The organism is Methyloversatilis discipulorum (assembly GCF_000385375.1).
Lineage (GTDB): Bacteria > Pseudomonadota > Gammaproteobacteria > Burkholderiales > Rhodocyclaceae > Methyloversatilis > Methyloversatilis discipulorum_A.
This window is the reverse complement of sequence record NZ_ARVV01000001.1, coordinates 362506-381439: the sequence shown is the minus strand read 5'-3', so window position 1 is coordinate 381439 and position 18934 is coordinate 362506. Positions and strand designations below refer to the sequence as shown.

Below are 18934 nucleotides of genomic sequence, written 5' to 3'. Positions count from 1 at the left end.
CTCAGCCCAGCGCGCGCTCGATGAAATGGCGCGGCACGCGCGTCTTCGGCACGCGACCGCCGAACCAGGCGCGCACGTCCTCGTCCAGGCCGATGCCGTGCATGTAGTTGTACAGCGCCTTGTTCAGCGCCGCGCCCATCGCGTCATGGTCGGTGCCGACCGGGTCGATGAAGCCGACGTCGTTCTTCGCGAAGGTGACCGGCGGCAGCGGCAGCAGCTGTACGCCGTAGTCCTCCGGGTGCATGCCGACCGGCGAATGCACGGTACAGGCGAAGCGGTGGAAGAAGCCGCTCTGGATGCAGCCGTGCTCGAACAGCTGGCGCACGTATTCGAGCGCATCGACCGTGTCCTGCACCGTCTGCGTCGGGAAGCCGTACATCAGGTAGGCGTGCACCAGAATGCCGGCGTCGGCGAAGCCGCGCGTGACGCGCGCCACCTGCTCGACCGATACGCCCTTCTTCATCAGCTGCAGCAGCCGGTCGCTTGCCACTTCCAGTCCGCCCGAGATGGCGATGCAGCCGCTGTCGGCCAGTTCAAGGCACAGCTCCGGCGTGAACGACTTCTCGAAGCGGATATTGCCCCACCATGAAATGCTGACGTCGCGCCGCTTCAGTTCGGCGGCGAAGGCGCGCAGCGATTTCGGCGGCGCCGCCTCGTCGACCAGATGGAAACCGCTCTGCCCGGTCTCGGCGATGATGGCTTCGACGCGATCGACCAGCGTGCTCGCACTGGCCGCGTCGTAGCGCGAAATGTAGTCGAGGCTCACGTCGCAGAAACTGCACTTCTTCCAGTAGCAGCCGTGCGCCACCGTGAGCTTGTTCCAGCGCCCGTCCGACCACAGCCGGTGCATCGGATTGAGCATGTCCAGCAGCGACAGGTAGCGGTCCAGCGGCAGACCGGCCCAGGTCGGCGTGCCGACCTCGTCGAACGGAATGTCCGGCTCGACGAAGTTCACATACTTCACCGCGCCGCCGCCCCCCTCCCTTTCACGCAGGAAGGTGCGCACCAGCCGTTGTCGCGAGCGGCCGCCGGCGAGGTGGTCGAGCAGCGCCAGCAGCGGCCGCTCGCCGGCGTCCAGCGTCACGTAATCGAAGAAGTCGAATACGCGCGGCTCGCTCAGTTCGCGCAGTTCGGTGTTGACGAAGCCGCCGCCGAGCACGGTGACGATGGACGGATCGACCGCCCGTATCGTCTGCGCGATGCGGAAAGCCGCGTACACCGCGCCGGGAAAGGGCACCGACAGCAGCACCACCCGCGGCGCATGGCGCGCCAGCGCTTCGCGCGTCAGCCGGTCGAGCGCGCGGTCGACCAGGGTGGGCGCGGCGACCAGCGCCTGCGCCAGCGGATCGAAGCTGGGCTGGCTCTGCGCCAGCGACTCGGCGTAGCGGACGAATTCGAAGCGCGGGTCCACCGCTTCGCGTATCGCATCGGCCACGTCGTTCAGGTAGAGCGTCGCGAAATGGCGCGCACGGTCCTGCACGCCCAGCGCACCGAAGGCCCAGGCCAGCGGATCGCCGCCGTCCGGGTCGATGTAGGCCTCCAGCGATTCGAAGCGCGGCCCCTCGGGCAGAAAGCCGCGCGACACGATGCGGTGCGCCAGCGTCGGATCGCGCCCCTGCAGGAAGGCGAGCACCGGCGCCATCGTCGCCGCGTAGCGCGCATGCTGCGCCGCGAAACTGGCGGCGGCGCGCGGGCGCTTCTTCTGCGGCAGCGCGTCGCAGGCCTCGCGCAGTGCGGCCAGACCGTTGCGCGACAGCAGGTCCAGCACCAGCGCCAGCGCCAGATCCTCCTGCACCGCATCGACGCCGCGCGAGCGCAGGAAGCCGGTCAGGTAGGCGGTGGACGGATAGGGCGTGTTCAGCTGCGTCATCGGCGGGATGACGGACAGCACACGGGGCGACGGGATCGAGGAAGCGGGCGCGCTCATGATGGATACGGCGGTGCGACAAGCCGCGCAGCGTACCCGAAGGTGCCCCGATCCGCGCAATACCTCACGACTGACCGCTCGCGGCAGCGGTGACCGCTCCTCGTTCCCAAATATTTACTCGGCAATTCGCTGTACGCCCCTACCATCACGGCGATACGAGCGCGAAGGTCCGACGACGCCGTACCGAGGAGAGAGGCCACGATGCCCGAAGCACCCACCCAAGCCGGACCGCTGTCCGTCGCCGCGCTGATCGAAGCACTGGCGGCCGATGCCGGTGACCGCGCAGCGCTGCTGCGCAGCGATGGCAGCAGCCTGTCGCGCAGCGAACTTGCCCGGCGCACCCGCCTGCTGGCGCAGCGGCTGCGCGCGCTCGGCATCGCGCCGACCGACCGGGTGGCGGTGATCGCACCCAACGGCATCGACATGGCGCTGGCCGTGCTGGGCACGATGCGCGCCGCCGCCTGCGCTCCGCTGAATCCGCAGTACGGGCAGGCCGAACTGGCCTTTTACCTCGACGACCTCGCGGCACGCGCGCTGGTCGTCACCGCCGACAGCCCGGCGCTGGCGCGCGAAGTCGCGGCGCAGCGCGGTCTGCCGGTGGTCGAGGCGGGCGACGCACTGTGGGCGACCGGCGACGCGCCGCTGCCGCCAACACCGGCGCCGGACGACATCGCGCTGGTGCTGCACACCTCGGGCACCACCTCACGTCCGAAGCAGGTTCCGCTCAGCCACGCCAACCTCGCCGCGTCGATGGCCCACATCGTCGCCACGCTGCACCTCGGCGCCGACGACTGCGCACTGAACGCGATGCCGCTGTTCCACATTCATGGTCTGGTCGCCGGCCTGCTCGCACCGCTGGCCGCCGGCAGCCGTACCGTGTGCGCGCCGGCACTGCGCCTGCCCGACTTCTTCGACTGGCTCGATGCCTGCGGCGCCACCTGGTATTCGGCGGTGCCGACCATGCACCAGGCCGTGCTCGCCGCCGCCGACGGTCGCCGGCCACGACGCCCGCTGCGCTTCGTGCGCTCGTCGTCTGCCGCACTGGCGCCGGCCACGCTGGCCGCACTCGAGGCGCACTTCGGCTGCCCGGTGATCGAGGCCTACGGCATGACCGAGGCGGCGCACCAGATGGCCAGCAACCCGCTGCCGCCGGCCGTGCGCAAGCCCGGTTCGGTCGGCCTGCCGGCCGGCCCGGAAATCGCCGTCATCGACGCTGCCGGTGCACCGCTCGCCGCCGACGTGCGCGGCGAAGTCGCCATCCGCGGCGCCAACGTGATGCGCGCCTACCACGCGAACCCGGAGGCCAACCGCAGCGCCTTCACCGCGGGCTGGTTCCGCACCGGCGACGAGGGCTATCTCGATGCCGATGGCTATCTGCACATCACCGGCCGGCTCAAGGAGATGATCAACCGCGGCGGCGAGAAGATCACGCCGCGGGAAATCGACGAAGCGCTGCTCGCCCATCCCGACGTCGCCCAGGCGGTCGCCTTCGCGGTGCCGCACCCGACGCTGGGCGAGGACGTCGCCGCCGCCGTCGTACCGCGGCCGGGCAGCACCATCGGACCGGAAGCGCTGCGCGAATTCCTGTTCGGCCGGCTCGCGGACTTCAAGGTGCCGAGCGAGGTGCTGCTGCTGGCCGAGATTCCGAAGGGGCCAACCGGCAAGGTGCAGCGCATCGGTCTGGCGGACAGGCTGCAGGCGCTGCGCACGCCGGACTTCGTCGCACCGCGCGACGTGATCGAGGACATCCTCGTCCAGTCCTGGCGGGAGGTGCTGGGCGGCGACATCGGCGTGCATGACAACTTCTTCGCGCTCGGCGGCGACTCGCTGAAGGCCACCCGCGTGGTTGCCCGCATCGTGTCGGTGCTGCCGGTCGATCTGCCCACTGCGCTGCTGTTCCGCCACCCGACGGTCGCCGCCCTCGCCGACGCGGTGCGGCAGACACTGGATCCGTCGGTGATCGCCGAGATCGAGTGCATCCTCGACGAACTGGCGCCGCTGCCCGCAGCGCGCGACGAACAGGATGCGCGCCCCGTCTGACCGGAAGCGCCGGACCGACGCGGTGCTCGACCGCCTGGCGGCGCTCGCGCCGGCGCATCGCGACGCTCTGCGCGAAGCGCTGCTGGCGCGCCGCGTGCGCGGTCACGACGCGGTCGCGCAGGCGCTGGCCGCACTCGGCATCACCCATCTGTACGCGATGCCCGGCCTGCCGACCGACGAGACGATAGGCGCCTGCGCACGCGCCGGCCTGATCGTCACCGGCGCCCGACACCAGCAGGCGACGGTGATGATGGCCGCCGCCCACAATTACATCGCCGGCCGCCTCGCCGCAGTGGCCATGGTATCCAGCGGCGTCGCCGTGACCAATGCGATGACCGGCGTGCAGGTCGCCCAGGACAATGGCTGGCCGGTGCTGCTGCTCGCCGGTGCGGTCGAGCAGGCCGCCGCCGGCATGGGCGCTTTCACCGAACTGGACGGCATGCGCGCGATGCGTCCGCTGGCCAAGGACTGTCTGTGCGCCGGCAGCACCGCCGAAATCGGCCGCACATTGGCCGCCGCCGCCCGCATCGCCTGCGACGGACGCCCCGGCGCCGTCCATGTCGACCTGCCGGAGGACAGCCTGAGCGGCTTCGCCGTCCCGGCGCCTATCGACATCGGCGCACCGTCTGTCGACACGCTGCCGGACGCCGCCGCCCTCGATCGCGCCGCCGACCTGCTGCTGGGCGCGCGCGCGCCGCTGCTGGTGTTCGGCAAGGGCGTGCGCTGGGACGACGCCTACCGCCCGCTGCGCGCGCTGGTCGACCATCTGCAACTGCCCTTCATCGCCTCGCCGATGGGCCGCGGTCTGCTGCCGGACGATCACCCGCTGTCGCGTAGCGCCGAACAGGGCCGCGCACTGGCCGCCGCCGACTGCGTGCTGCTGGTCGGCGCGCGGCTGAACTGGACCTTCCGCTACGGCGCGGAGATCCGCCCCGGCACCCCCATCGTTCAGATCGACTGCTGCGACGCCGCCTTCGCCGAGGGCCCGCCGCGCGCGCTGACGCTGACCGGTCGCGCCGGCACGCTGCTGCCGGCCCTGCTCGAGCGGATCCGGCAGCTCCGGCCCCTTCCAGCGCCGGTGCCGGACAGCACGGGCGGCGTCATCGCAGCGCCATCCGCCGCAGCCACCGACCGGCCGACGCCGGACGAGGTCGCGGCAGCGCTCGCCGCCGCTCTGCCCACCGACGCGATCACCGTGCTCGACGGCAACGTGACGCTGCTGGCGGCACAGAAACACATCGTCGTCCGCCAGCCGCTGTCGCGACTGACGCCGGGCACCAGCGGCTGCATGGGCAGCGGCCTGCCGTTCGCGATCGCCGCCGCGCGCGCCGGCAGCGGCCGACCGGTCGTGCTGGTCACCGGCGACATGGCACTGGGTCTCAATTTCTTCGAGCTCGAAACAGCGGTGCGGCACGGACTCAAGCTCGTCGTCATGCTGCTGAACAACGACGGTCCGTCCGGCGAACGTCGTCAGCGCAAGGCCTTTCCAGCCGGCCATGGCGAGCGCCTTCTGGCCTACCGCCAGGGCCTGCGCTACGACCTGATGGCGCAGCAGCTCGGCGTGCGCGTCGAACAGGCAGACGGCCCGGCGACGCTGCCGGCGGCACTCGCGCGGGCGCTGGGCGGTGACGGGCCGGCGTTGATACAACTACAGATCGATCCGCTGGCAAGCTGATCGCGAGGGGGGAGCGCATGGGGATGCGTCGTGGGTGATATCGGCAGACAGGATGCCCTGACCGGCGGACCGGTCGCACGCGGCGGTCGGCTGGACAGCGCGCGCTTCGAAGCCTTGCGTGCGCGCATGCAGGCTGCCTCGGCGGCGCCGTCGCAGTTGCGCGCGCATCCGCGCGCAGCCGATGGCGAACCCTGTTCCTGCGAACAGGCGCGCGCCTGGTTCCTCGAACAGTGGGAAGGGTCGAGCGCGCTGTACCACGTGGTGAGTCGCTGGCGTCTGGACGGCACACTCGACGAAGCAGCGCTGCAGCAGGCGCTCGACGCGCTGGTGGCGCGGCACGAATCGCTGCGCACCGGCTTCCCGGCCGTCGACGGCGAACCGGTGCAGCGCATCGCCGCCCACGCGCACTGTCCGCTTGAACGCATCGCCGCGGCCGACGCCGACGCGCACGCGCAGCGCCCCTTCGATCTCGAACAGCCGCCGCTGCTGCGCGCCGCGCTGTGGCGCGCCGACGACGGCGCGCAGAGGCTGCAGCTGGTAACCCATCACATCGTGTCCGACGGCTGGTCGCAGGGCGTGCTGCAGCGCGAGCTGGGTGCGCTGTACGCGGCCGCATTGCGCGGCGGTGATGCCGCACTGCCACCGCTGCCGCTGCAGTACGCCGATTTCGCGCGCTGGCAACGCGAACGCCTGCACGGCAGCGCTTACGACACGCTGCTCGGCTACTGGCGCGACATGCTGGCCGGACTGCCGCAGCTCGCGCTGCCGACCGACCGCCCGCGCCCGACACAGCCGGACTACCGCGGTGCCACGCTGGATTTCCGTCTCGACGCCGCACTCACCGGCAAGGTGCGTGCGCTCTCGCGCCGCCACGGCTGCTCGCTCTACATGGTGCTGCTGGCCGCCTTCAAACTGCTGCTGGCGCGCTGGAGCGGACAGCACGACGTCGTCGTCGGCACGCCGGTGGCCGGTCGCGGCCAGCCCGAACTCGACCACCTGATTGGCTTCTTCGCCAATACGCTGGTGCTGCGCACCCGGCTCGACCTGCAGGCCGGCGTCGCCGATCTGCTCGACCGCGTTCGCGCGACCGCGCTCGGTGCCTTCGACCACGCGGCGATGCCGTTCGAGAAGCTGGTCGAGGAACTGAAACCGCCGCGCGACCCGGGCCGCAACCCGCTGTTCCAGGTGATGTTCGCGCTGCGCAACGCACCGCGGTCGGATCTGCAGCTGCCCGGCATCGACGCGCAACCGCAGGCACTGCGCAGCGACATTGCCAAGTTCGACCTGACGCTGGAACTGAGCGAACACGACGACGGCATCGACGCGCAGATCGAGTACGCCTGTGCGCTGTTCGACGCCACCACCGCGGCGCGCATGGCGGACCACTACCGCCGCCTGCTCGAAAGCGCGGTGGCCGACGACGGTCTGCCAGTCGGCCGACTGCCGATGTACGCCGGCGATGCGGTGCGCGACGGCAACAACACTGCCACTGACTACCCGGCGGACGCGACGCTGGCATCGATGTTCGCGCAGCAGGTCGCGCGCTCGCTGGACGCCCCTGCGCTGGCCTTCGGCGACCGCGTGCTCAGCTACGCCGCGCTGAATGCGCATGCCAACCGCCTCGCCCACCGGCTGCTTGCACTCGGTGTAGGGCCCGATCGCTGCGTCGCGGTCTGCATGACGCGCAGCTTCGAACTGGTGATCGCGCTGGTCGCCATCCAGAAGGCGGGCGGCGCCTACCTGCCGATCGACCCGGACTATCCGGACGCGCGGATCGATTACATGCTGGACGACGCCGCCGCGCCGGTGCTGCTGACCCAGCGTGCGCTGGGCGCCCGCTTTGCCGCGCGCAATGCGACGGTGATCTGCCTCGACAGCGACGACTGCGCCGACATGCCGGCGCACGACCCGGCGTCATCGGCCGGACCGCGCGACCTTGCCTACGTCATCTACACCTCGGGTTCGACCGGCCAACCCAAGGGCGTGATGATCGAGCACGCGGCCATCTGCAACCACATGCACTGGATGCTCGCCACCTTCGGCTTCGACGCGTCCGACCGCGTGCTGCAGAAGACCGGCATTTCGGCCGACGCCTCGGTGTGGGAGCTGCTCGCGCCGCTGTTCTGCGGCGCCAGCATGGTGCTGGCCGAGCCCGGCAGCCAGCGCGACCCTTCGGCGCTGGTGCGGCAGATGCAGGCGCAGCGCGTCACCGTCATGCAGGTGGTGCCGTCGCTGCTGCGCGCGCTGCTGGCCGAACCCGGCTTCGCCGCCTGCACCGCGCTGCGGCAGATGTTCTGCGGCGGCGAGGCGCTGGAAGCGCCGGTGGTCACCACCTTCTTCGCGCGCAGCACGGCGCGTCTGCACAATCTCTACGGCCCGACCGAGGCGGCCATCGACGCCACCTGGTGGACCTGCGAACTGGCGGACGACGCGCAGGTGCCGATCGGCCGTCCGATCGCCAACATGCAGGCTCATGTGCTGGACGACGCGATGCAGCCCGTGCCGGCTGGCGTCGCTGGCGAGCTGTATCTGGGCGGCATCGGCCTCGCCCGCGCCTACCTGGGCAAGCCGGCACTGAGCGCCGAACGCTTCGTCACCGATCCCTTCGATACGCGCGCCGGTGCCCGCCTCTACCGCACCGGCGACAGCGTCATCCGGCGCGCCGACGGCGCACTGGTGTTCGTCGGCCGCGTCGATCACCAGATCAAGCTGCGCGGCTTTCGCATCGAGCCGGGCGAGATCGAAGCGGCGCTGTGCGCCGACGCGACCGTCGAGCAGGCGGTCGTCGTCGCGCGCGAGGAGCGTCTGGTCGCCTACGTGACCGGCGCCGGGCACCGGCCGGACGCCGCCGCGCTGCGCCACCGCCTGCAGCGCACACTGCCGGCGCATCTGGTGCCGGCAGCCATCGTCGTGCTCGACGCACTGCCGCTGACTCCGCACGGCAAGCTCGACCGTAACGCATTGCCGGCGCCCGACTTCGCGGCGATCGGGGACGGCACACCGCGCACGCCGCTGGAGCGCGAACTGGCGGCGCTGTGGGCCGAGGTGCTTGGCCAGCCCGCTGTCGGCACGCGCGACAGCTTCTTCGACCTGGGCGGCCACTCGCTGCTCGCGGCGCGACTGGCGACGAAGCTGCGCGCCCGCTTCGGCATCGACGTGCCGCTCGGCGCCCTGCTCGATGCGCCGAGCGTGGAGGCGATGGCGCGCTGGCTGGACGGCCGGACCACGGTGACAGCGAACGGCGCGGCGACACTGCATGCGCTGTTCGAAGCACAGGCCGCGCGCACGCCGGACGCGGTGGCGCTGGTGCATGAAGGTCGCACGCTGCGCTACGGCGAACTGAATGCGCGCGCCAACCGCATCGCGCACGCCTTGCGCCGGCGCGGCGTCGGCGCCGACACGCCAGTCGGCGTGCAGCTCGAACTGTCCTGCGACCTGGTGGCTGCGGTGCTCGGCGTGCTGAAGGCCGGTGGCGCCTACCTGCCGCTGGACACGCGCAATCCGCCGGCGCGCACGCAGTGGATGCTGGCCGACGCCGGGGCGACGCTGCTGCTCACCACGCGCACCGCGGCATTGTCGGCAGCCGCTGGCGTCACTGCGCTCCACCTCGACGACGAAAACTGGCTGCGCGACGAGCCAGTGCACGACCCTGAGCACGACCCTGAGCACAACCCCGTGCCCGACGGCGCGGCCGACACGCTTGCCTATGTGCTCTACACCTCAGGCTCCACCGGCACGCCCAAGGGCGTCATGGTCGGTCACGCGGCGATCGGCAACCGCATGCGCTGGCTGATCGGGCAGTTCGGCATCGGCGCCGACGATGCGATGCTGGCGCACGCCTCGATCGGCTTCGACGTGTCGGTCGGCCAGCTGTTCGCCTGCCTGATCACCGGCGGTCGCTGCGTGCTGGCTGGCGACGCGCTGCGCAGCGATGCGGCCGCACTGGTCGAGCTGAGTCGGCGCGAGCACGTGACGCTGTGGGATTTCACGCCGGCGCTGCTGCGCCTGCTGCTCGACGATCCGGCGCTGCCGCAATGCCGCACGCTGCGCCATGTGTTCTGCGGCGGCGAAGCGATGGATGCCGCGCTGGCGCGCACCTTCCGAAGCCGCTGCCGAGCCGCGCTCCACAATATGTACGGTCCGACCGAAGCGGCCATCGACGCCACCTTCTGGACCTGCAGCGACCGCGACGGCGACACGCCACCACCGATCGGCCACCCGATCGCCAACGCGAGCGCCCACGTGCTCGACGAGCGGATGCAGCCGGTGCCGGTGGACGTCGAAGGCGAGCTCTACGTCGGTGGCGCCGGCCTCGCCCGCGGCTATGTCGGACGGCCCGAACTGACGGCCGAACGCTTCGTGCCCGACCCCTTCGACCCGACGCCCGGCGCCCGCCTCTACCGCACCGGCGACCGCGTGCGCCGGCGCGCCGATGGCGCGCTGCTGTTCGCCGGGCGTGCCGATCACCAGATCAAGCTGAATGGCGTGCGCATCGAACCGGGCGAGATCGAAGCCGCGCTGGCGGTCCTGCCCGGCGTACGTCAGGCCGCCGTCATGTTGCAGGCCGACGGTCAGCGCCTGGTCGCCTGGGCCGGCGGCCGTGATCTGGATGCCGCCGCACTGCGCGCCGGACTCGCGCGCACGCTGCCATCCCACATGCTGCCGGGCACCATCGTCGTGCTCGAACAGCTGCCGCTGACCGCCAACGGCAAGATCGATCGCAAGGCACTGCCATCACCGTCGGGCGACGACACGCCATGTACTCACACCGGCCCGCGCACACCGCTGCAGCAGGCCCTGGTCGAGCTGTGGGCGGACGCGCTGGGCCGGCGCAGCGTGGGTATCGACGACGACTTCTTCGCACTCGGCGGCCACTCGCTGCTGGCGGCGCGTCTGGTCAGCCGCCTGCGCAAGCTGCTCGCCCAGCCGCTGCCGCTGCGCGCGCTGTTCGAAGCACCCACCGTGGCGGCGATGGCGGCGCGTCTCGAGGCGCTGCGTGACGACGCCGCGCCGACACACACCATCGTGCAGCCGTCGACCGGCGAGCGCGAAACGCCCTGCGCACACGCGCAGGCCGGCCTCTGGTTCATCGAACGGATGGGCGCCAGCGGCGGGCTGTATCACATCGTCAACCGCTGGCACATCGCCGGCGAACTCGACGTGGATGCGCTGCAGCGGGCGCTCGACGCGCTGCTCGCCCGGCAATCGGCGCTGCGCACCGGATTCGTCGACCGCGAGGGCCGACCTCATCTGCGCGTCGATGCCGACGTGCGCTGCGTCGTCGAGCGGATCGCGGCGACCGATGCCGACGCGCACGCCGAACGCCCCTTCGACCTGGCGCAGCCGCCGCTGCTGCGCGTGGCGCTGTGGCGCGACGACGGCGGGGCCGAGGTACTGCAGACGGTCATCCACCACATCATTTCCGACGGCTGGTCGCAGGCCGTGCTGAACCGCGAACTGGGCGCGCTGTACGCCGCCGCGCGCCACGGCGGCCACGCGACGCTGCCCGCGCTGCCGCTGCAGTACAGCGACTACGCCCGCTGGCAACGCGCGCTGCTGGACGGCCCGGCCGGCGAGCGCCTGCTCGGCTACTGGCGCCACCAGCTCGACGGGCTGGCCACGCTCGAACTGCCGACCGACCGGCCACGGCCGAAGCACGCGGATCACCGTGGCGGCAGCGTCGACTTCGCACTCGACGCGTCACTCACTGCCGCTCTGCGCGCGCTCGCGCGTCGCACTGGCTGCACGCTGTACATGGTGCTGCTGGCCGCCTTCCAGCTGCTGCTGGCGCGCTGGAGCGGGCAGCATGACATCGCTGTCGGCACACCGGTGGCCGGCCGCGGTCAGCCCGAGCTGGACCATCTGGTCGGCTTCTTCACCAACACGCTGGTACTGCGCACCCGCGTCGACAGCAGCGCCGAGGTGCGCGCACTGCTGGAGCAGGTCAGGACCACGGCGCTCGGTGCCTTCGATCACGCCGAACTGCCCTTCGACCGGCTGGTCGAGGCGCTGAGTCCGCAGCGCGAAGCCGGTCGCAATCCGCTGTTCCAGGTCATGTTCGTGCTGCAGAACGCGCCGGCCGAAACGCTGACGCTGGCCGGCGCGTCGACTCATGCGCTGCCGGCGGCGCGCCCGGTGGCGAAGTTCGACCTGACGCTGGACCTGACCGAAACCGGCAACGGCCTCGTCGCGCAGTTCGCCTACGCCACGGCGCTGTTCGATCGCAGCACGCTGCAGCGCATGGCCGGTCATTACCGCCAGCTGCTCGCCGGCATGGTGGCCGACGAAGGCAGCAAGGTCGGCGGCCTGCCTCTGCTGACAGCGCCCGAGAGACAGACCGTGCTGGTCGAGCGCAACGACACCGCCACCGACTACCCGGCGGATGCCACGCTGGCCTCGCTGTTCGAAGCGCGCGTCAGGCAGGCGCCGGACGCAGCAGCGCTGATCAGTGGCGAACAGGTGCTGAGCTACGCCGAACTGAACGCGCGCGCCAACCGGCTCGCCCACCGGCTGCGCGCGCTCGGCGTCGGCCCCGATCGCTGCGTCGGCCTGTGCATGGCGCGCAGCGTCGAGCTGGTGGTCGGCGCGCTGGCCATCGTCAAGGCGGGCGGCGCCTACGTACCGATGGACCCGGCCTGGCCGGCGGCGCGCATCGCCCGTCTGCTCGGCGACACGCAGTCCGCATGGGTGATCGCCGGGCGCGATGGCGACGCGCTGTTCGACGGTCTCGCGGTGCAGGTACTGCACGCCGACGACGCGACATTGCAGGCCGAGCCGGCATCCGATCCGCGGCCGCTGGGCGACGGTCACAGCCTCGCTTACGTCATCTACACCTCGGGTTCGACTGGCCAGCCCAAGGGCGTCATGGTCGAACAGCGCAGCGTCGCGCGTCTGGTGTTCGGCGGCGACTACGCGCACTTCGGTCCGGACGAAACCTTCCTGCTGCTGGCACCGATGGCCTTCGATGCCTCGACCTTCGAACTGTGGGGCGCGCTGCTGCATGGCGCCCGCTGCGTCATCCACCCGGAGGCAGCGGCGACGGCCGCCGGTCTCGAAGCGACGATCGAACGGCACGGCGTCAGCACGCTGTGGCTTACCGCAGCGCTGTTCAACGCGGTGGTCGACGAACGGCCGGCGGCGCTGCGCGGACTGCGCCAGCTGCTGACCGGCGGCGAGGCGCTGTCGCTGCCGCACGTGAAGCGCGCGCTGGCAGCCCTGCCCGACGTCGCACTGATCAACGGCTACGGGCCGACCGAAAGCACCACCTTCACCTGCTGCCAGCGCATCCCGAACCCGCTGCCGGAGGACTGGACCGCCATTCCTATCGGTCGGCCGATCGCCAACACCACGGTCTATGTTCTCGATGCGCAGGGCCAGCCGGTACCGGACGGCGTCGAGGGCGAGCTGTACATCGGCGGCGCCGGCCTCGCCCGCGGCTACATCGGCGCACCCACGCTGACCGCCGAGCGCTTCGTCGCGCCCGCCTTCAGCGATTGCCCGGATGCGCGGCTGTATCGCACCGGCGACCGGGTGCGCTGGCGCACGGATGGCAGCATCGCCTTCGTCGGTCGCACCGATCAGCAGATCAAGCTGCGTGGCTTCCGCATCGAACCCGGCGAGATCGAAGCCGCGCTCGCCGCACTGCCCGGCGTGAACCAGGCTGCCGTCATGCTGCGCACCGCCACCGACGGCGAGCGTCGTCTGTTCGGCTGGGCGAGCGGCGATGGACTGGACGGCGCTGCGCTGCGCACACAGCTCGCGCGGACGCTGCCGGAATTCATGCTGCCGTCCGCCGTGATCACGCTCGACCGCATGCCGGTGACCGCCAACGGCAAGCTCGATCGCGCCGCGCTGCCGGCGCCCGACGCGGTCACTGCGCCACGCACGAGGCAAGCGCCCATCGATGCGGCCGAGCGCCACCTGCTGGCGATCTGGGAATCGCTGTTCGGCCGCGACGGGCTGTCCACCGACGACGACTTTTTCGCCATGGGTGGACATTCGCTGCTCGCCGTGCGCCTGGTCGACGCGATCGAACGTACCTTTGGCGTACGCCTGCCGCTGGACACCTTCTGGTTCCGCGGCAACACCATCCGCGACATCGCCGGCCTGCTGCGCGGCACCAACGCACCGCTGCGCTGGCCGGTGCTGGTGCCGATCCGGCCCGGCGGCACGCGGCGTCCGCTGTTCTGTGTGCACACGATAGGCGGCAACCTGTTCCACTACTACGAACTGGCGAAGGCGCTGCCGGACGGACAACCGGTCATGGGGCTGAACGCGGTCGGCGTCGGCGGCGCCGAGCCGGCGCGCAGCCGCATCGCCGACATCGCGGCCGACTGCATTGCCGCGATGCGCAGCGCGCAGCCGGCGGGACCGTACCGCCTGCTCGGCTTCTCCAGCGGCGGCACCGTCGCCTACGAAATGGCGCAGCAACTGCGCGCGGCCGGCGAGCAGGTCGACTTCCTCGGCCTGCTCGACACCTGGGCGCCCGGCACCTACCTGCGCGCACCGGGCGGCAGCCTGATCGAGCGCCTCGTCGCGCCGCTGCGTCCCTACACCGACCGGCGACGCCTGCAGCACCTCGTCTGTTCGCTCACCGGTCTGTCGCCGCGCCACTTCCCGGATGCCGCGTCGGCGCACTGGTGGGCGCACTGGAGCTACCGCCCGACGACCTATCCCGGCCGTGTCGACCTGTACGTCGCCGACGCGTCTCGTCTGGAAGCGAGTGCGCCCTGCCTCGGCTGGTCGAGCCGCGTCACCGGGTCGCTGGTGCAGCACCCGGTGGAAGGCAGCCACGGCCTGATGGTGAAGCCGCCGCGCGTGCGCGAAATCGCGCAGATGCTGCAGCGGAGACTGGATGAACTCGATGCCGCCACCGACTGACGCCACCCCCGCGCTGGCGGTCGACGAAGTTCACCTGTGGCTGGCGCGGGTGGACGACGCGCCGCCGACCGATACGCTCGCGACCTGGCTCGACGATGCCGAACGCGCCCGCCTCGCGCGCCTGCTGCGCGAAGAGGACCGCGCACTGTTCGTGCTCGCGCACGCGGTGCTGCGCGACGTGCTTGCCCGCAGCCTGGGCGTCGCCGCCCGCAGCGTGGTGCTGGACCGGGATGCGCGTGGCAAACCATGTCTTGCCGCCACCCACGCGAGCGACCTCTGCTTCAACCTGGCGCACGCCGGCCGGGCGGTGCTGATAGGCATCGCCCGCGGCCGCGAACTCGGCGTCGACATCGAAGCCGTGATCGCGCACGACGACCTGCGCGCGGTGGCGGAACAGGTGTACTCGGCGGACGAGAGAGCGGCGCTCGACGTCTGCCCGGCAGCGGCGCGCACCGATCTTTTCTACACGCTGTGGACGCGCAAGGAAGCCTGCCTGAAAGCCTGGGGCTGCGGCCTCGACGGCCCGCTGCAGCAGTTCAGCGTGCACGGGGCCGCGCGCGAGGACGTCGCCGCTCCGCTCGGCAGTTCCCTGCCGCCACTGCACTGCCGCGACCTGCCGGCGCCGCCGGGTCATGTCGCGGCGATCGCCGTCAGCGGAGGACCGACGACGGCGGTGTGCAGGCGCTGGCACGCATAGCGCCGTTGCCCTCTTGCGCCGCTGGGCGTGGCTTCGCTGCGGGCAGGAATCGCGAGCAAGCTCGCTCCCACGACAGACTCGCTTTCCGAACCCGAGGGTGCGGGAGCGAGCGTGCTCGCGATGCGGCCGACGCCAACCGCCCGGCCTCTCTCAGCCGCGGCGACGCACCGCCAGCGACAGCAGACCGAGGCCCGCCAGCATCATCGCGTAGCTGCCGGGCTCGGGCACCGCGAGCGCCAGTGCATGCGTCGCCTGCATGTCCAGCGTAGGCGCCATCGCGTACCACAGCCCCTGATTGAAGTCGCTCGCCGCATCGCTGATCACGCCGACCGAGGTGTGGCCACTGCCCAGCACTTCGAAAGACAGCGTCGCCAGCGTCAACGAGGTCTGACCCGCGTCGGCCACGCCGGGGAAGGCGGAACCGGACAGGGCGAGGCCGGTGAAGGCCGAATCGTCGCTCCAGCCGTCGGCAAGCGACACACCCAGCAGCTTCAGCAGGCTGCTGTCGTAGGACAGCGCCATGCCGAAGGCGAGCAGCTCGTCGCCAGCGCGTTCACCGTCGAAGGGCTGGAGCAGCGACACATCGAGCGTGAAGGTCTGGCCGACCGCCGCGCTTGCGGTACCGTACAGCGAAACGGTGGCGGCCTGCGCCGACAGGGTGCCGGCGGCGATCAGCGCGGCGACGAGGGTTTTCATCATCATTTTCATTCTCCTTGCGTGGCGGAGCCGTCAGACCCCGCCTTCAGTGCTGAACGAGCGCTCACTGCTTGGTGAAGAGCGCATACCAGAGCTTGTAGTCGGCCTGTGTGATGCAGCGGTCGCTGTCGAAATCAGCCAGCGGCTGGTAACGAGCGTCGCCGTCGCAGCTGCCGATCGCTGCGCGCTGCACGTCGCGGTCGGCGACGTCGATGCGGCCGTCGCCGTTGATGTCACCGCGCTTGCGCACCGCGAAGGGCACGCGCGGGGCGGCGTCTTCGTAGCCGTCGTTCAGCAGGAAGGCGACGTAGTACTCGCCGGCAGCCAGGCCGCTGAACGACGCCGTGCCTGCGGCGGCACCGGCGTAACGCCACAGCACCGAGGGGCTGCTGCTGCCCGGCGTCTGGGTCGAACGATAGATGCCTATCCAGTCCTTCGCGTTGCCCGGCATGCCCGACCAGTTCACCTCCAGCGTGTCGCCGGTGCGGATCAGGTTACGGGTGACGCCGAGCACGCGCGGATCCGGCTCCGGCTCGCTGCCGGCACCGACCGTGAATTCCACGCGGTTGGACACTTCCGTGTAGGAGTCGTTGATGTACAGCGCGAGGAAGTACTCGCCATCCGGCAGCGGTTCCGGCGGCGACAGGCTGCCGCTGGCGCGACCATCGACGTAGTAGTAGTTCACCAGCAGGTCGATGCCCGGCACGGCGCCCTTGCGGAACACGCCGATGTAGTCCTTCGCGGTGGCCGGGCCATCGGAGAAGCGGATGTCCAGCCGTTCGCCGCTGGCCAGTGCGGTCTTGACCAGGCTGACGCTCGCGATTTCGCTGCCGACGGCAAACGGCACGCGGTCGGAGATTTCGAAGTAGGCGTCGTTGATGAAGAAGGCCGCGTAGTAGTAGCCCTTGTTCAGCGCACCCAGCGTGACGCTGCCGGCTTCGGTCGGCGCATAGGCCCAGGTGGTGGAACCGATGCCGCCCGGCGTCTGGCCGACGCGGTACACGCCTATCCAGTCCTTGGCGCCGGCCGGCGCGCCGCTCCAGCTGAAGGTCGGGCGCTCGCCGACGTTGAACTGGGTCTTGTTGATCGCCAGTTCCGGCATGTTGCCGACATAGAAGGCCATGCGCGGCGCGATCTCGACGTAGCTGTCGTCGGTGAAGAAGGCGGCGAAGTATTCGACCCCTGCCGCCAGTCCCGAGAACGCCATCTGCCCGTTCACGCCCGACACATAGCCCCACTTGATCGACGGCGTGGCCGAACCCGGCGTCTGCCCCTTGCGATAGATGGCCACCCAGTCCTTGGCCTTGCCGCGACCGTTCAGGTACTCGACGGTGACCGGCTCGTCCGGTGACCACACCTTCTTCGCCAGACGCAGGGTCGGGTCGCCGTCGGCGCTGCCCTCGACCTTGAAGCTGCGCGCCTCCGACCACGGCGACCACTCGGCATTGGCGTCGCGGTGGCGAGCGCGGATGTAGTAGCTGCCGTTGTTCAGGCCGTACTGCTGCACGGTATAGGTTTCGATATCGACGCCGGCGTGGATGTCCACCGGCTCGTAATCCGGGGCACCGGTGTCGCCGTAGAGGTTCTCGACATCGCGGATCAGATCGACTACGGTGCTCGAGAACGCGGCATCGCGGGCGATCTGGAACTGCGTGCTGTTCAGTGCCATGCCCGACGTCGACATGAAGGACGACAGACTGAAGGACTGCGGCAACGTGACGGTTGCGCCATTGGCCGCACCGCTCAGTTCGGGCTTCTCCGGCGCGGCCGCGTCGAGGCGACGTTCGAATTCGTCGATCAGGCGGCTGTTGTAGGCGAAGCCCAGCTTCGGGTGGCCTTCGGCATAGGTCGACACCTTCATCGAACGCGCGTCGAGATCGAAGTCGATCAGCTGCCAGGTCCAGTTGGCGATGGTCTTCTGCACGTCATCCATGTCGCGCTCGGTCGACTGGCCCCAGAACTGGTCCCAGGCGGTACCGCCGCTGATGATGTGATAGATCGGCCAGTCGCGGGTCTGACCGCGCGCATACAGATGATGGTGGGCACCGATGTTGAGCGCGTGCTTGCGCGTGCCGGCCAGTATCGGCATCGCGGTGTCGCGGAACCACTGCGATATGTCGCCGACGTACTGTTCCGCCTGATAGGGGCGATGCACGACGCTGATCACCCAGTCGACGTCCGGATCGGCGTCCGCTGCAGTCACCACCTTGCGCAGCCATTCGGTCTGCGCCGAAAAGCCCGACTCCGAATTCAGGTACACCAGCAGCACGCGACCGACCTGATGCGCGTAATAGCTTTCGTCGGCCGCGGCGGCGATGCCCTTGTAGCTGATCTGGTCGTAGAAGTTGTGCGCGCGCCAGTTGGCCAGACCCGGGTCGTAGTAGGTTTCGTGATTGCCCAGCGCGGTCATGATGGCCAGATTGCCGGACACCACGGCTGACGGCTTCATGTGCACGAATTCGTAGTGGTCCAGCGTGCCGACGTCGACCTGGTCACCGTTGTTCAGCATGAGCTGCACTGACTCTTCCAGCGGCAGACCAGTCAGGGACTGGATCTTGGCCTTGGCCGCCTGCAGCAGCGGCGTGTGGCGATCGTCGTTGCGCAGCTGGTGGTCACCGGTGAGCAGGATGCGGAAGTGGCCGCTCTTGCGCGCCGCCGTGGGCTGGGTGCGGAAGCGGAACACCGGCGACACCTGGCTGCCGGTGCGCACGCGGTAGGTGTACAGCGTTTCCGGCTGCAGGCCGGTGAGCTGCACGCCGTGCAGGCGGTAGTTCGCGGCCAGCGTCTGCGCCGAACCGGACGCGGTGCGGTTCAGCGGTCCGCCATCCACGCCGTACTCGACGACGGACTCGTCGCCGTCGGCGGTCTTCCACGACACCCAGATCGAATTCGCGGTCGGCGTCTGCAGGTAGGGAACGATGTCGGCAGCGGCTGCGCTCAGCGACGCGCAGGCGCACACCAGCGCAGCGACGGCAATGTGCAGCCGTCGCACGAATGCGGCATGGAAGTTCATGGTCGG

Annotated in this window: 7 protein-coding genes; 4 read left to right on the top strand and 3 right to left on the bottom strand. The window is 70.4% G+C overall.

Translation table 11 applies throughout. The features are described from left to right. Position 1 precedes the first annotated feature (1 nt). On the bottom strand, positions 2-1891 hold the full coding sequence (locus tag METRZ18153_RS0101755) for a B12-binding domain-containing radical SAM protein (protein WP_020163121.1): 1890 nt from the start codon (positions 1889-1891) through the stop codon (positions 2-4). A gap of 237 nt (positions 1892-2128) precedes the next feature. Here METRZ18153_RS0101755 and METRZ18153_RS0101750 point away from each other — a divergent pair, with 237 nt between their 5' ends. The 4 genes from METRZ18153_RS0101750 to METRZ18153_RS0101735 are packed head-to-tail and all read left to right on the top strand — an operon-like array spanning position 2129 to position 15219. After that, positions 2129-3967: a non-ribosomal peptide synthetase gene (locus tag METRZ18153_RS0101750; protein WP_020163120.1), complete on the top strand. Its 1839-nt coding sequence runs from the start codon at positions 2129-2131 to the stop codon at positions 3965-3967. A 22-nt stretch (positions 3968-3989) separates the two neighbouring features. After that, positions 3990-5642, top strand: coding sequence for a thiamine pyrophosphate-binding protein (locus tag METRZ18153_RS0101745; RefSeq protein WP_232415940.1), 1653 nt, complete (start codon positions 3990-3992; stop codon positions 5640-5642). Between the two features lie 30 nt (positions 5643-5672). Continuing rightward, positions 5673-14522, top strand: a complete 8850-nt coding sequence (locus tag METRZ18153_RS0101740; RefSeq protein ID WP_020163118.1) for a non-ribosomal peptide synthetase — start codon at positions 5673-5675, stop codon at positions 14520-14522. Beyond that, positions 14497-15219, top strand: coding sequence for a 4'-phosphopantetheinyl transferase family protein (locus METRZ18153_RS0101735; RefSeq protein ID WP_232415939.1), 723 nt, complete (start codon positions 14497-14499; stop codon positions 15217-15219). The genes METRZ18153_RS0101740 and METRZ18153_RS0101735 overlap by 26 nt, the downstream gene beginning before the upstream one ends. Positions 15220-15369: 150 nt before the next feature. Here METRZ18153_RS0101735 and METRZ18153_RS0101730 read toward each other — a convergent pair whose 3' ends face one another. Further along, positions 15370-15921: a cohesin domain-containing protein gene (locus METRZ18153_RS0101730; protein ID WP_020163116.1), complete on the bottom strand. Its 552-nt coding sequence runs from the start codon at positions 15919-15921 to the stop codon at positions 15370-15372. Between the two features lie 58 nt (positions 15922-15979). Continuing rightward, positions 15980-18928: a fibronectin type III domain-containing protein gene (locus METRZ18153_RS0101725; RefSeq protein WP_020163115.1), complete on the bottom strand. Its 2949-nt coding sequence runs from the start codon at positions 18926-18928 to the stop codon at positions 15980-15982. Positions 18929-18934: the final 6 nt, after the last annotated feature.